Raw genomic sequence first — 15165 nt, 5'->3', positions numbered from 1 at the left:
CCCGATTAGGCTGGACGTCGGCGCGGCGTGGGTGGGCGCCGGAGCAGTGTTCGACAGACCAGGAGGACCAGTGAGCGGCGATCGGAACGAGAGGCGCGGCGGGACGTGGGACGTCCCGACGGACGATCAGTCCGACGCGGAGCCCGAGGTGACGGGCGAGTTCACCATCGACTACACGCCGCCGGCCTGGTACACGCAGAGTGCGCCCCCGGCCCCGGCCGCGCAGGTGCCGGGGCTGCCCGAGGGGAGCGGCTTCGAGCCGCACCGGCCGTCGGACCTGGAGTCTCCCTCGACGATGCGGATCGCTCCGCCGGCGCCCCGGACGCCGTCCGACGGGGCGGGTACGGCCCCGCCGTTCCCGCTCGCGCCCTCGGCCGACGCACCCTTCCCGGCTCCCGCTCCGGGCGCCGAGCCGCCGTACGCGACTGCGGCTCCCGCTCCGGCACCGGCGCCGACTCCGACTCCGGAGCCGATCGTGGCTCCCGAGCTGCCGTACCCGGCCCCGCCGGCCGTTCCCGCGCCGCCGCACGAGGCTGCCGTTCCCGGGCCGGCGCCGGCTCCCGAGCCGATCGTGGCTCCCGAGCTGCCGTACCCGGCCCCCGCGCCGCTCGCGGCCCCGGTCGAGCCCGCCCCTGCGGCGCAGGAGGCCCCGGCGCCGGTCCAGGTCCCCGAGCCGCCGTTCTCCGCCCCGGCTCCGGAGCCGGTCCCGGCTGCTGCGCCCGCGCCGGGCGACGCGGGCCGTCCGGCGCCCGAGGCGGCTGCCGGGGAAGCGGCTCCGGAGCCGGTTGACGCCGTGCCGGCGCCGTTCGCGGACGTGCCGCCCGGGCCCGTGCCCGGCGAGGAGCCTCCCCCGTACACCGCTCCGGCGGCCGCCGCGGAGCCGGTCCCCGCCGCTCCCCCGGCCGAGGCCTCCCCCGGAGGGTGGGCCGGCCCGCAGGCCACCCCCGCCGAGGGGACCCCCGTACCGCCTCCCGCCGGGCAGGCGGCGGCTCCCGTCGGCCCCGCGGCCGCACCACGGGCCGCGGAGGAGAGCCCGTTCGGGGCGCCTCCCGGTGAACTGCCGCCGCTGCCGCCCGCGTTCGCGAACCAGGGCTACGGCTTCCCGCCGCCGGCACCCGCACCGCAGCAGCCCCAGCCCCAGCCGCAGCAGCAGCAGCAGCCCCAGTACGACCCGCGTGCCGCCGGGCAGTGGCCCGTGGGACCCGGTCAGCAGCCTCCCCAGCCGCACCCTCAGCAGCAGCCGCAACAGCAGCCCCAGCCCCAGCCCCAGCCGCACGACCCCCGGTACTCGGCCCCGCCCACCGGCGGCGGCGCTCCGCTCGGCTACACCGCCGCGGTCGAGCTGTCCTCGGACCGGCTGCTGCGCAACAAGCAGAAGCCCAAGAGCAACAACGCCGGTGCGGGCGGCGGCCTCTTCCGCTTCGGCGGCAAGGCGGCCGAGGCCGAGCGCCGCCGCAAGCTGGAGCTGATCCGCACCCCGGTCATGTCCTGCTACCGCATCGCCGTGATCAGCCTCAAGGGCGGCGTCGGCAAGACCACGACCACCACGGCGCTCGGCGCCACCCTCGCGACCGAACGCCAGGACAAGATCCTGGCCATCGACGCGAACCCGGACGCCGGAACCCTCGGCCGCCGCGTCCGCCGTGAGACGGGCGCGACGATCCGGGACCTGGTCCAGGCGATCCCGTACCTGAACTCGTACATGGACATCCGGCGGTTCACCTCGCAGGCGCCCTCGGGTCTGGAGATCATCGCCAACGACGTGGACCCCGCGGTCTCCACGACCTTCAACGACGAGGACTACCGCCGCGTCATCGAGACGCTGGGCCGCCAGTACCCGATCATCCTCACCGACTCGGGCACGGGTCTGCTCTACTCCGCCATGCGCGGTGTCCTGGACCTGGCCGATCAGCTGATCATCATCTCGACTCCGTCCGTGGACGGCGCGAGCAGCGCCAGCACCACCCTCGACTGGCTCTCCGCACACGGCTACGCGGACCTCGTCTCGCGCTCCATCACCGTCATCTCGGGGGTGCGCGAGACGGCCAAGATGATCAAGATCGAGGACATCGTGCAGCACTTCGAGACCCGCTGCCGCGGTGTCGTCGTGGTGCCCTTCGACGAGCACCTGGCCGCCGGCGCCGAGGTCGACCTCGACATGATGCGGCCCAAGACCCGCGAGGCGTACTTCAACCTCTCCGCCCTGGTGGCCGAGGACTTCCTGCGGGCCCAGCAGCAGGCCCCGCAGAACCACTGGGGCGCCCCGCAGCCCCAGCATTCTCAGCCCCAGCATCCGCATCCCCAGCAGGCTCCGCAGCCCCACCCGCATCAGCCGCAGCCTCCGCAGCAGCCCCAGCCGTACGGCCAGCCGCAGGGCCAGCCCCCGTACCAGCAGCCTCCGCAGCCCGGACCCTACGGGCAGCCCTATCCCCAGCCGGGCCAGCCCTGGCAGCAGCCCCCGGGCGCTCCGCAGCAGCCGCCGCGCGACCCGCGGGTCTGCTGACGGACCGAAGGGGGCGCGCCACGGCCGCTCAGAGCACAACGGGCGAGGGCCCGTACCACCGGGGATCCGACCGGATCCGGGGTGGTACGGGCCCTCGCCCGTCGTGCCCGCGTCAGCGCTTCGCGTCGTACGTGTCGGTCAGCACGCGCGCCCGCTTCACGTCGTCCGCGATCGCCTCCAGCAGCCCGTCCAGCGAGTCGAACTTCGCCATCCCGCGCACGTACGCGAGGAAGTCGACGGCCACGTGCTTGCCGTACAGGTCCAGCCCGACCCGGTCGATCGCGTACGCCTCGACCGTCCGCTCGGTCGCGTCGAACTGCACGTTCGTCCCCACCGAGATCGCCGCGGGCATCCGCTCGCCGTCCGCGGTCAGCCAGCCCGCGTACACCCCGTCCGCCGGGATCGCCGTGTGCGGCGGCGTCTCGACGTTCGCCGTCGGGTAGCCGAGCTCACGCCCGCGCTGCGCTCCGCGCACCACCACGCCCTCGACCCGGTGCGGGCGGCCGAGGACCTCGGCGGCGCCCTCCATGTCGCCCTCGGCGACCAGCCGGCGCGCCAGCGTGGAGGAGAACGGCACGCCGCCGCCCGCCGTGCCGCGCTCCACCAGGTCCACGACCTCGACCTGGTAGTCGTAGGTGGAACCCAGCTCGCGCAGGAAGTCGACATCGCCCGCGGCCCGGTGGCCGAAGCGGAAGTTCGGGCCCTCGATGACGGCCCGGGCGTGCAGCTTGTCGACGAGCACCTTCACGATGAAGTCGGCCGGCGAGAGCTGCGAGAACTCGGCCGTGAAGGGCAGGATCAGCAGCGCGTCCACGCCCAGTCCGGCCATCAGCTCGGCCCGCCGGTCGTACGGGGCCAGGATCGGCGGGTGGCTGCCGGGGCGGACGACCTCGCTGGGGTGCGGGTCGAAGGTGACGACGACGGAGGGGACGCCGAGCTCGCGGGCCTTGGCCACGGCGCGCCCGATGATCAGCTGATGTCCCCGGTGCACGCCGTCGTAGGAGCCGATGGTGACGACGCTGCGTCCCCAGTCCTGGGGGATGTCCTCCAAGCCACGCCAGCGCTGCACTGTGACCGCTCCTCGCCCGAACCCGCATGGTCCTTGAACTGATTGCCGATTGCAGGTCTAAGACTGCCATGCCGGGGCCCGGTGCCACGCATCGGCGTCCGGGCCGTACGGGCCTGCCGCGCATGCCGCGCTTGCCGCCACTGCCGGTGCCGCCGGTCCTCACGTCACATCCGCGGCGGTCCTGCCGAGGGTCTCCACCGTCCGCCGGGCGGTCGGCCCCAGCAGAGCCGCCGCCTCCGTGACCGACTGCGCCAGCCAGCGGGCCACCAGCGCCCCGAAGGCCGGCCGGTCCCGGGCCAGCTCCACGGTGCGCCGCTCGAAGACCGCCGGGCCGCCGGGGGCCCGCAGCAGCTGCCGCCCGGTGCGGCGCAGCAGCTCCCGCGTACGGTCCTCCGGGCGTGCCGAGGCCCCCGCCGCGACCGCCCCGAGGAAGGCGTCCAGCACCCCGGGATCGGTCTCCTCCCGCAGCAGTACCTCGGCCAGGTCGCGGCGCAGCGCGTACGAGGGCTCCCCGCCCGGCGCGCCCAGTACGGCGGCGAGCTGCGCCCGCACCCCGGCCGGCGCGGTCCGCAGCAGGTCCAGCACCAGCGGCCGCAGCACCGGGGCCGCGGCCGGCCCCTGCTCCAGCCGCCGGTCCACGAAGGCCGCGGCGTGCGGCGCGTCGCCGGGGGTGCGCGCCAGGTGCTCCCGTACGAGCTCGGCCGCGCGCCGGGCCAGCCCGGGCGTGGTCAGCGCGGCCAGGGCGCGCAGCACCTCCCCGTCGGCGCGGGCCCGCAGGGCGGCGAACACCGCGTCCTGGTCCGGGAGTACGGGCAGGGCCGCCACCAGCGCCGAGGCGGGCAGCCGGCCGGCGGGATCGGGGCCGGCGAAGGACGCGAGGGCGTCGGGGAGGTGGCGGGCGCGTGCCTGCGGGTCGCGCAGCAGCACGGCGAGGGCGCTCCCGTGCAGGGGGGCGTCGGAGGACCGGGCGAGCAGAGCCCGGGCGGCGCGGCGCAGCAGCGCCCGGTCGGCGGCGGTACGGACGTGCGGGGCGGTGGCGAGGCCGTGGGCGGCGGCCGCGGCCCGGCGGCCGGGCCGTGCGTCGAGGGCCCAGCGGTCCACGGCACGGCACAGGGCGGAGGGCTCCTCCTCGGCGAGTACGGCGAGCAGTTCGTCGGCGCGGGGATGCCGGGCGTCGACGAGGGCCTCGGTGAGGTCGTCCGGGGCGAGGCGGCGGTGGGTGTGCAGCAGGGCCTGCGCGGCGGTGGCGACGGTGGCCCCGGGGCGGCCGCGCAGCCGGCGGCCGTCGCCGAACCAGGCGCAGAGCAGCGGCTGCACGCACCGCGGGTCCCGGGCCAGTCGGCGGGCCACGGCGTCGAGGTAGCGGTCGCCGGGGACCGCCTCGGCGGGGTCGGCGGGCAGCAGGCGGCGCAGCAGGTCGAGGCGGTCGGGCTCGGACAGCCGGAGCCTGTTCCAGAACCAGCCGCCGAACTCCCCCGGTCCGGCCCGGGACACGTGCTCGGCGAGGGCGTGCAGGACGGGCAGCTGGGGGTGTGCGTCGGGGAGGCCGAGAAGGGTCTCGCGCAGCAGCCGGGCCGCCCACCAGGCACGGTCCGGGTCGGCGGCCGCCGGGTCCTCGGCGAAGCCGTTCAGGGCGTGGACCAGCCCGGTCAGTTCCGCGCGCAGCCGGTCCGGGGCGAGCCTGTGAAGGGCTTCCAGGACGGGACCGGTCCGGTGCCGGGGCACGGGCGGACCGGGCCGGGCGGGGCCGTGGACGAGGACGCCGAGGGCGGAGGGCACGTCGAGGTGGCCCGCCTGGATCCAGTCGGACAGCTCCTCGTGCGCGAAGCGGTAGCCGGTCCCGGCGGGCACCAGCAGCCCCTCGGCGAGGACGGCGCCCGCCCAGCCGGTGCGCCATGGGAAGAGCTCCTCGAACGAGGCGCGGTCCAGCTGCCCCTGCCCGGGCCCGAGGCAGCGCCGGGCGGCCTCGTGCACGCGGCCTGCGACGCGGGCGGCGAGCCGCCGGGTGCCGGGGGCGTGCAGGGGGGCGCCTCCGGCTTCGGGAGCGGGGGCGGGGGCGGGGGCGCCTCCGGCTGTGGGGGTGGGGGCGGCGCCGGCTTCGGGAGCGGGGGTGGGGGTGGGGGTGGGAGCGGCGGCGATGCGGAGGGCGGTGCGCAGGCAGAGCAGGTCCAGGTGCGCGGCGAACACCTCGTCGCGGCCGGGGCGGCCGGCGGTGACCCCGGCGCCGCGGATACCGGCGAGCAGGCGCAGGGTGAGCGGGTGCCGGGCGTCGGCTTCGCGGACGGCGTCGGCCGGGATGCCGAGGCGGGCGCGGGCGGTCTCGGCCTCGGCGGCGGTGAGGTCCGTGATCGGGAGGGCGGCCGGCAGCCGGGGGGCCGCCCGGGTGGGGATGTGCAGCGCCTCGGGCGGGTAGAGGGCGCCGGCCCGCTCCCAGTACTCGGGGCGGGCGGCGACGACCAGCCGGGCTCCGGTCGCGCGCAGCCATGCGGTGGTGGCCTCGGCCCACTCGGCGAGGCGGTGCGCGAGCGTCGGCGGGATCTCCTCGGGGGCGTCCAGGACGACGAGGAGGGGACGGCCGGCGCGGGCGACGAGGCGGGCGAGGTCCGTTGCCGTGGTCGCTCCCGCGGGGGTGGCGGTGTGCCGGGCGGCGGCTGGGGCGGGGCCGGCTCCGCCGGGGCCGGGCTCCGGTCGGCGCCGGGTGCCGGGTGGGGTACCGCCGGGGCCGGGCTCCGGTCGGCGCCAGGTGGCGGGTGGGGTTCCGCCGGGGCCGGGCGCGCGCCGGGGCGTCTCCTCGGGCGCCGAACGGTGCCCAGGGCCGGAAAGCGCGGCAGCGGTGCGTTCGGCGCCCTGCGGGGAGCGCCCCGACACACACCCGACCCCGTCCGAACCCCCGCACGGTGGGCCCGCGGGCCGGGAAGCGGTGCCGTCGGCCCATCCGCCCGGCACACACCCGGCGGGGCCCCGCACACACCCGACCCCGTCGGAACCCCCGCACGGTGGGCCCGCGGGCCGGGAAGCGGTGCCGTCGGCCCATCCGCCCGGCACACACCCGGCGGGGCCCCGCACACACCCGACCCCGTCCGAACCCCCGCACGGTGGGCCCGCGGGCCGGGAAGCGGTGCCGTCGGCCCATCCGCCCGGCACACACCCGGCGGGGCCCCGCACACACCCGACCCCGTCCGAACCCCCGCACGGTGGACCCGCGGGTGCTGCTTTGGTGAGGGCTCGGGTGGCCGCGTCGGCCAGGGTGGTGTCGGTGGCGTGGAGGTCGGAGCCGCGGAGCCAGAGGGTCGGGGCGGGGTGGGGTGCGTGGGCGCGGCGGAGGGCCAGGGCCGTCAGTTCCGTGGTGCGGCCGGTGCCGGGGTTGCCCACGAGGGCGAGCACCGGGCGGTCGGCGGTGGTGAAGGCGTCCAGTTCGGCTGCGATGCGGGGCCGTTCCACCGGCTCGGACGCCACCGTCGCGTCCAGGGTGGCCGCGGTCAGTTCCAGCGCCCCGGCGAGGTTCAGCTCGGTGCCCCGGCCTGGCACGGTCGCCGCGTTGCGTTCGAGCAGCGCCGCGAGTTCGCCCCGCGGATCGGTGCCGGCGGCGGCCCGTAGCGCCACCGCGAAGCCGCCGGAGCGGTGCTCCGTGTGGAGAGCGGTGCCCAGTACGGCGAGCACCGCGCCGGTGGCGGCGTCCAGGACCGGCCCGCCGCAGGCATCGCGCTGGGCGAGGGCGTCGCGTCCGTCGGTGCCGATGGCCAGCTCCACCGCGGGTACCTCGTGCAGCGCGCCGGCCGCCGGGTACGCGGCCCGCGCGGCTCCCAGGACCCTCGCCTGCCGCCAGCCGCGCGCGGGCAGCCGTACGTAGGTCCCCGGGTCGACCGTCTCGCGCCGTGCCACCGGCAGCGGCCGCACCCCGAGCCCGTCCGTGCGGACGAGGGCCAGGGCCAGGCCGGGCAGTGCGGTCACGTCGGACGGCTCTGCCAGCCAGGTCCGTCCGGGACCGTGCAGCAGCACCCGGGTCAGGCCGTCGACCGCCTCGTGGCTGGTGACGACCGTTCCGCGGTCGTCCGCGACGAACCCGCTGCCGCGCTCCCGCCCGGCCGGATCGCAGATCTTGACGAGCTCCGCCATGGCCGCACCACTCCCCGCAACGCCCCGTGCTCACGACGTTAGGCAGGTGAAGATCAGCGCGAAAAGCACACGCGGTGAACGCGCCCCCTTGCGCTCCCTCCATTCACTCCGAGCGCCTGCTCGGACGGGTGAATTGCGGGGGCCGGATGGATAGAGACCTACCCGAGGGGGGTCGTGGAGCGGTGAGCGGCACGGCAGGTGCGCTCACCGCTCCACGTCGGCGGTCAGACGAAGACCGCGAGGGACTTCGCCTTTCCGTTCTTGCTCTCGACGAGTCCGAGGAGCCGGCCCTGCGGCCCGAAGACCGCGACCGTGCGGCCCTCCCCGTACTCCTCCGGCATGTCGATCCGTACACCGTTGGCGAGCAGCGAGGCCCGCCGGGCGTCCAGGTCCCAGCGCGGGAAGGCCGCGGCCGCCGCCTCGCCGATCGGCATGACGGTCAGCTCCTCCTGGAGCTGGTCCAGGGTGCGCGCCCGGTCGAGCTTGTAGGGGCCCACCCGCGTGCGGCGCAGCGCCGTCAGGTGCCCGCCGACGCCGAGGTCGGCGCCGAGGTCGCGGGCGAGGGCGCGGATGTAGGTGCCGCTGGAGCAGACGACGGAGACGACGAGGTCGACGACCTTGGTGCCGTCCTCGGCCTCCGCCTCCCGCATGTCGTACACCTGGAAGGACGAGACGGTCACCGGCCGGGCCGGGATGTCGAAGTCCTCGCCGTCGCGGGCGCGCTTGTAGGAGCGCACGCCCTTGATCTTGATCGCGCTGACCTTGGACGGGACCTGCATGATCTCGCCCGACAGCTTGGCGACGCCCGCGTCCACGGCTTCCCGGGTGACCCCGGTGGCGTCCGTGGAGGAGGTGATCTCGCCTTCGGCGTCGTCCGTCAGGCTGTTCTGGCCCAGGCGGATCGTGCCGAGGTACTCCTTCTCGGTGAGCGCGAGGTGGCCGAGGAGCTTGGTGGCCTTCTCGACTCCGAGGACCAGCACGCCCGTCGCCATGGGGTCGAGGGTGCCGGCGTGGCCGACGCGGCGGGTCTTGGCGATCCCGCGCATCTTGGCGACCACGTCGTGCGAAGTGAAGCCGGACGGCTTGTCGACGATGACAAGGCCGTCCGGAGTCTTCCCTGCGTCGGTGCTCATTCCGCGGCTGCGTCCTCGTCGTCGTCGCCCGGCTTCTTGTACGGGTCGGCGTCGCCGGCGTACTGGGCGCCCGAGGAGACCTCGCGCACCTGGGCGTCGGAGGCGCGCGCCTTGTCGAGGAGGTCCTCGATGGTCTTGGCGTTCTCCGGGAGGGCGTCGGCGACGAAGGTCAGGGTGGGGGTGAACTTGGTCCCCGCCGCCCGGCCGACCGCCGAGCGCAGGACGCCCTTGGCGCTCTCCAGGCCGGCTGCCGCGCTGGCGCGGTCCTCGTCGTCGCCGTAGACCGTGTAGAAGACCGTGGCCTCCCGCAGGTCGCCGGTGACCCGGGTGTCCGTGATGGTCACGTGCGTACCGAGGCGGGGGTCCTTGACACCGCGCTGCAGCTTCTCCGCCACCACCTCCCGGATGAGGTCCGCCAGCTTCTTCGCCCGCGCATTGTCGGCCACTGGTCCGTCTCCTTCTTTTCTTGCAGACAAGCAATCAGTCTTCATCACCGTGGAAGCGCCGTCGTACGGACAGCAGCTCCACTTCCGGACGTGCCGCGACCAGCCGCTCGCAGCGGTCCAGTACGTCCGAGAGGAACCCCGCGTCCCCACTCACCAGCGCGACCCCTATACGGGCCCTGCGGTGCAGATCCTGGTCGCCCACCTCTGCCGCGCTCACGGAGAACTTTCGTTGGAGCTCGGCGACGATGGGCCGGACGACGGAGCGTTTCTCCTTCAGCGAGTGGACGTCGCCGAGGAGCAGGTCGAAGGACAGAGTCCCCACGTACATGCAGTTCCGGATATCCCGCCGGTGCGGGTTCGGTGGCCTGCCGGGCCGTCGCCCGGCAGGATCACCCGGCGCTCGCGCGGCCGGGTCACCAGAACCGTACACGCAACGGCCGGGGCCGATCGACGGATATTCCGCCGACCGGCCCCGGCCCCGCAGCCTCGCTGCCGAGTTACGACACGGTGCGAACCGCCTCGCGCTTACGCGCGGGGCTTCTCGCGCATCTCGTACGTCGCGATGACGTCGTCGATCTTGATGTCGTTGAAGGAGCCGAGGTTGATACCGCCCTCGAAGCCCTCGCGGATCTCGGTGACGTCGTCCTTGAAGCGGCGCAGACCGGAGATGGTGAGGTTCTCCGCGATGACCTTGCCATCGCGCAGCAGGCGCGCCTTGGTGTTGCGCTTGACCTCGCCGGACCGGATGAGGACACCCGCGATGTTGCCCAGCTTGGACGAGCGGAAGATCTCGCGGACCTCCGCCGTACCGAGCTCGACCTCTTCGTACTCCGGCTTGAGGAGACCCTTCAGGGCCGCCTCGATCTCCTCGATGGCCTGGTAGATCACCGAGTAGTAGCGGACGTCGACGCCCTCGCGGTCCGCCATCTGCGCGGCGCGGCCGGCAGCACGGACGTTGTAGCCGATGACGATGGCGTCGGAGCCCATCGCCAGGGCGATGTCGGACTCGGTGACCGCACCCACACCGCGGTGCAGGACCCGGATGTCGACCTCTTCGCCGACGTCGAGCTGGAGCAGCGAGGACTCCAGGGCCTCGACGGCACCGGACGCGTCGCCCTTGATGATGAGGTTGAGTTCCTGGACCAGACCGGCCTTGAGCACGGAGTCGAGGTCCTCAAGGGACACCCGGCGGACGCGCTTGGCGAAGTTGGCGTTGCGCTCGCGCGCAGCACGCTTCTCGGCGATCTGGCGGGCCGTGCGGTCCTCGTCGACGACGAGGAAGTTGTCGCCGGCGCCGGGGACGTTGGTGAGACCCAGGACCAGGACGGGGGTCGACGGACCCGCTTCCTCGACGTTGTTGCCCTTGTCGTCGAGCATGGCGCGCACTCGGCCGTAGGCGTCGCCCACGACCATCGTGTCGCCGACGCGGAGGGTACCGCGCTGGACGAGGACGGTGGCGACGGCACCGCGGCCGCGGTCGAGGTGGGACTCGATCGCAATACCCTGAGCGTCCTGCTCGGGGTTGGCGCGCAGGTCGAGCGAGGCGTCGGCGGTGAGGACGACGGCCTCCAGCAGGGAGTCGATGTGCAGACCCTGCTTGGCGGAGATGTCGACGAACATCGTGTCGCCGCCGTACTCCTCGGCGACCAGGCCGAACTCGGTGAGCTGACCGCGGACCTTGGTCGGGTCGGCACCCTCGACGTCGATCTTGTTGACCGCGACGACGATCGGGACGCCGGCGGCCTTGGCGTGGTTGAGCGCCTCGATCGTCTGCGGCATGACGCCGTCGTTGGCCGCGACCACGAGGATCGCGATGTCGGTCGACTTCGCACCGCGGGCACGCATGGCGGTGAACGCCTCGTGACCCGGGGTGTCGATGAAGGTGATGCGACGCTCTTCGTCGTTGACCTCGGTGGAGACCTGGTACGCACCGATGTGCTGCGTGATGCCGCCGGCCTCGCCCGCGACGACGTTCGTCTTGCGGATGGCGTCGAGCAGTCGGGTCTTACCGTGGTCGACGTGACCCATGACGGTCACGACCGGCGGACGCGGCAGCAGGTACTCCTCGCCGCCCTCGTCCTCGCCGAACTCGATGTCGAAGGTCTCCAGGAGCTCGCGGTCCTCCTCCTCCGGGCTGACGATCTGAACTTCGTAGTTCATCTCGCCCGCGAGGAGCTGGAGGGTCTCGTCGGAGACGGACTGCGTGGCAGTGACCATCTCGCCGAGGTTCATCATGACCGCGACCAGCGATGCCGGGTTGGCGTTGATCTTCTCCGCGAAGTCGGTGAGGGACGCACCGCGCGACAGGCGAACGGTCTCGCCGTTGCCGCGGGGCAGCATCACGCCGCCCACGGACGGGGCCTGCATGGCCTCGTACTCCTGGCGCCTCTGACGCTTCGACTTGCGGCCGCGACGGGCCGGACCGCCGGGACGGCCGAAGGCACCCTGCGTACCGCCACGGGCACCGGGGCCGCCGGGACGGCCGCCGAAGCCGGGACGACCGCCGCCGCCCGCGCCGGCTGGGCCGCCGCCGAAGCCGCCGCCACCCGGACGGGGACCGCCGAAGCCGCCGCCCGCGGGACGCGAGCCGGGACCGGCCGGACGGCCGGCGAAGCCGCCGCCGCCGGGACGGCCGGCACCGCCGGGACGGGGACCGCCCGCACCGGGACCGCGGCCGCCGGGGCCGCCGCCGGGACGGGGACCGGGACCGCCGGCGGCGGGACGCTGCGGCATCATGCCCGGGTTCGGACGGTTGCCGCCCGGGGCCGGACGCGGAGCGCCGCCCTGCGGACGGGGCATGCCGCCCGGGGTCGGGCGGGCACCGCCGGGGCCCTGCGGACGCGGAGCGCCGCCGGGGCCGCCCTGCGGACGGGGAGCACCCTGGCCGCCGGCGCCGGGGGCACCGGGACGCGGGGCGCCGGCCGGACGGGGCGCCTGCGGGCGCGCCATGCCGGTGGAGCCGCCGGAGGTGAACGGGTTGTTGCCCGGACGGGGACCGGCCGGACGGGCGCCCTGCGGGCGCGGGGCCTGGGCACCGGGGGTGCCGGGGCGCGCCGGGGCACCGGGGGTGGCACCGCCCGGGCGCGGGGCGCCGGGACGGGCGCCGGGCTGGCCGCCCTGGGCCGGACGCTGCTGCGCCGGACGGGGGCCGGGGGCCGCGGCGGGACGCGCCGGGGAGGCCGGAGCCGCCGGAGGCGCGGAGAACTCGGTCGCCACGGGCGCCGCCGGAGCGGGCTTCGGGGCGGCCGGAGCCTTCGGGCCGGGACGCGGGCCGGGGGCGGCCGGCGTCACGGGTGCTGCGGCCGGGGCCTCGGCAGCGGCCGGCTTGGGGGCCGGTGCGCCGGGCTTGGGGGCAGCGGGACGTGCCGCGGCGGCCGGGGACGGCGCCGCGGGCTTGGCGGGCGCGGCCTTGCGGGGCGCGCCGGGCTTTGCAGCGGACTTGCCGGCGTTGCCGCCGGGCCCCTGCAGTGCGTCAGTCAACTTGCGTACAACCGGCGCCTCGATCGTCGAGGACGCCGAACGGACGAATTCACCGAGTTCTTGGAGCTTGGCCATGACGACCTTGCTCTCCACCCCGAACTCCTTGGCGAGTTCGTATACCCGGACCTTAGCCACTTCGCTCCTTTTAGGTCCGGGTTACGCCGGACCGTCGCTACTTCATGGGCGTACTCATCGCGTACTCATCGAGTGCTCATCGCAATCTCGACCTACTTCCAACTCGCGAGGTACCTGACCGCACGGGGTATCCGTGCCGTACTACTTCTTTACGCTGTGGTCCCGGTTCTCCCGGCCACGGCTTCGCGCAGGTTCGCCGTGTCGAGCGCTCCGGCGGACCTGAGGGCCCGGGGAAACGCCCGGCGGCGGACCGCCTGGTCGAGGCAGACCACGGCAGGGTGCACGTACGCACCCCGGCCGGGCAGCGTACCGCGAGGATCGGGGACGCATTCGTCCTCGATCGCCACGATTCGCAGCAGATCGCTCTTGGCCGCTCGCTCCCGACACCCCACACAGGTGCGTTCGGGGCATGCGCGGGCTTGCGTCCGGCCAGACACGCCTAAGTCTACCTCCCCGTACCGACCTCTCCCCCGACGAGTGCCGGGGGAAAAATCGAACGGCTGTCGTGTTGTCTTGATCCGCTGCCCTCGGCAGCGGCCGTACAAACCCTGTCTACCGTCCGGGTAGCCCCGTCCGGTACCGGTTTATTCCCGGCCCCGGCCCCGGTCCGCGTCCCGGTCCGCGTCGCGGTCGGCGTCGCGGTCGGCATCCGGGGACGCCTCGGTGTCGGGCCGGATGTCGATGCGCCAGCCGGTGAGCCGCGCGGCGAGGCGGGCGTTCTGGCCCTCCTTGCCGATGGCCAGGGACAGCTGGTAGTCCGGCACGGTCACCCGGGCGGAGCGGGAGTCCCAGTCGACGACCTCGACCTTGCTCACCCGGGCGGGTGACAGGGCGTTGGCGACCATCTCCGCCGGGTCGTCCGACCAGTCGACGATGTCGATCTTCTCGCCGTGCAGTTCGGCCATCACGTTGCGCACGCGGCTGCCCATCGGGCCGATGCAGGCGCCCTTGGGGTTCAGGCCCGAACGGGTGGACCGGACGGCGATCTTGGTGCGGTGGCCGGCCTCACGGGCGATCGCCGAGATCTCGACGCTGCCGTCGGCGATCTCCGGGACCTCCAGCGAGAACAGCTTCTTCACCAGGTTCGGGTGGGTGCGCGAAAGGGTCACGGACGGGCCGCGGACACCCTTCGCCACCCGCACGACGTACGCCTTCAGGCGCAGACCGTGCGGGTAGTCCTCGCCGGGGACCTGCTCCTGCACGGGCAGGATGGCCTCCAGCTTGCCGATGTCGACGAGGACGTTCTTGGGGTCCTTGCCCTGCTGCACGACGCCGGTGATGACGTCGCCCTCACGGCCCGCGAACTCGCCGAAGGTCAGGTCGTCCTCGGCGTCGCGCAGACGCTGGAGGATCACCTGCTTGGCGGTCGTCGCGGCGATCCGGCCGAAGTCCGACGGCGTGTCGTCGAACTCCTTGGGCTCCTGCCCCTCTTCGAGGTCCCTCGGGTCTTCCGTCGCCCACACGACCACGTGACCGTTGGTGCGGTCCAGCACGACGCGGGCGCGGCGGAAGCTCCCCTCGGTCCGGTGGTACGCGATGAGGAGGGCCGACTCGATCGCCTCGACGAGCAGGTCGAAGGAGATCTCCTTCTCCCGGACCAGACCCCGCAGGGCACTCATGTCGATGTCCACGGCTACGCCTCCTCTTCCTTCTTGTCCTTGCGGTTGAACTCGATCTCGACACGCGCCTTGGCGATGTCGGTGAACGCGATGCGGCGGGCGGTGGCCTTGCGGCCCTTCACGCCCGGAACTTCGAGGTCCATGCCCTCGTCGTCGACGTCGAGGATGCGGGCGACCAGTTCCCCGGCGCCCTTCGCGTCCTCGGCGGACAGCTGGAACTTCACGAGACGGCCGATGGCCCGTACGTAGTGGCGGTGCTCGGTCAGCGGGCGGTCGGCGCCCGGGGAGCTCACTTCGAGGACGTACTCGTCCTCGCCCATCACGTCGGATTCGTCGAGCTTGTCGGAGACCTCACGGCTCAGCTCGGCACACGCGTCCAGCTCCACGCCCTCGTCGGAGTCCACGATGATCCGCAGCATCCGGCGCTTGCCCGCCCGCGACAGCTCGATCTCTTCGAGGTCCAGGCCCTTGGCGGCGACGAGCGGCTCCAGCAGTCCGCGCAGCCTGTCGCTCTGGGTGGTGCTCATCCGGGTGACTCCTCGGCCGCGTGTGCTGTTGTGGTTTCCGTCGTGTGTCAGGTCAAAGGGTATCCGGTGTCGGAGGGTGTTGCCGTCCGCCCTCCGAGCAGGGCCCCGGGTACCGTGATCACACCCTGCCCCGCCCC

10 protein-coding genes are annotated in these 15165 nt (G+C 74.4%); 1 reads left to right on the top strand and 9 read right to left on the bottom strand.

The annotated features are described in order from the left end of the window. Positions 1-70: 70 nt before the first annotated feature. Complete coding sequence (locus BSL84_RS24455) at positions 71-2503, top strand: SCO5717 family growth-regulating ATPase (protein WP_075971118.1); 2433 nt, start codon at positions 71-73, stop codon at positions 2501-2503. A gap of 112 nt (positions 2504-2615) precedes the next feature. Here BSL84_RS24455 and BSL84_RS24450 read toward each other — a convergent pair whose 3' ends face one another. The 9 genes from BSL84_RS24450 to rimP all read right to left on the bottom strand — a co-directional run bounded on the left by BSL84_RS24450 (position 2616) and on the right by rimP (position 15028). Continuing rightward, positions 2616-3572, bottom strand: a complete 957-nt coding sequence (locus BSL84_RS24450) for a bifunctional riboflavin kinase/FAD synthetase (protein WP_075971117.1) — start codon at positions 3570-3572, stop codon at positions 2616-2618. A 159-nt stretch (positions 3573-3731) separates the two neighbouring features. After that, a complete protein-coding gene (locus BSL84_RS24445) occupies positions 3732-7688 on the bottom strand; it encodes a trypsin-like peptidase domain-containing protein (protein WP_075971116.1) in 3957 nt (1318 codons plus the stop codon). A 224-nt stretch (positions 7689-7912) separates the two neighbouring features. Beyond that, positions 7913-8821 carry a tRNA pseudouridine(55) synthase TruB gene (gene truB / locus BSL84_RS24440; RefSeq protein WP_030030355.1) on the bottom strand — a complete coding sequence of 303 codons (909 nt, stop codon included), beginning with the start codon at positions 8819-8821 and terminating at the stop codon, positions 7913-7915. Further along, positions 8818-9267, bottom strand: coding sequence for a 30S ribosome-binding factor RbfA (gene rbfA, locus BSL84_RS24435; RefSeq protein ID WP_030030356.1), 450 nt, complete (start codon positions 9265-9267; stop codon positions 8818-8820). Before rbfA ends, truB begins: the two co-directional genes overlap by 4 nt. Positions 9268-9301: 34 nt before the next feature. Then, positions 9302-9595 carry a DUF503 domain-containing protein gene (locus BSL84_RS24430; protein ID WP_030030358.1) on the bottom strand — a complete coding sequence of 98 codons (294 nt, stop codon included), beginning with the start codon at positions 9593-9595 and terminating at the stop codon, positions 9302-9304. A 197-nt stretch (positions 9596-9792) separates the two neighbouring features. Continuing rightward, complete coding sequence (gene infB / locus BSL84_RS24425) at positions 9793-12882, bottom strand: translation initiation factor IF-2 (RefSeq protein ID WP_045321679.1); 3090 nt, start codon at positions 12880-12882, stop codon at positions 9793-9795. Positions 12883-13031: 149 nt separating this feature from the next. Next, positions 13032-13319 carry a YlxR family protein gene (locus BSL84_RS24420; protein WP_075971115.1) on the bottom strand — a complete coding sequence of 96 codons (288 nt, stop codon included), beginning with the start codon at positions 13317-13319 and terminating at the stop codon, positions 13032-13034. Between the two features lie 147 nt (positions 13320-13466). Next, the gene (gene nusA, locus BSL84_RS24415; protein WP_030031618.1) at positions 13467-14513 is read right to left on the bottom strand and encodes a transcription termination factor NusA; all 1047 of its coding nucleotides are present in this window, start codon (positions 14511-14513) and stop codon (positions 13467-13469) included. 2 nt (positions 14514-14515) lie between these two features. Next, on the bottom strand, positions 14516-15028 hold the full coding sequence (gene rimP, locus BSL84_RS24410) for a ribosome maturation factor RimP (RefSeq protein WP_030031619.1): 513 nt from the start codon (positions 15026-15028) through the stop codon (positions 14516-14518). Positions 15029-15165: the final 137 nt, after the last annotated feature.

Origin of the sequence: Streptomyces sp. TN58, assembly GCF_001941845.1 — a bacterium.
GTDB lineage: Bacteria > Actinomycetota > Actinomycetes > Streptomycetales > Streptomycetaceae > Streptomyces.
This window is presented reverse-complemented; position numbering and strand designations above follow the sequence as displayed.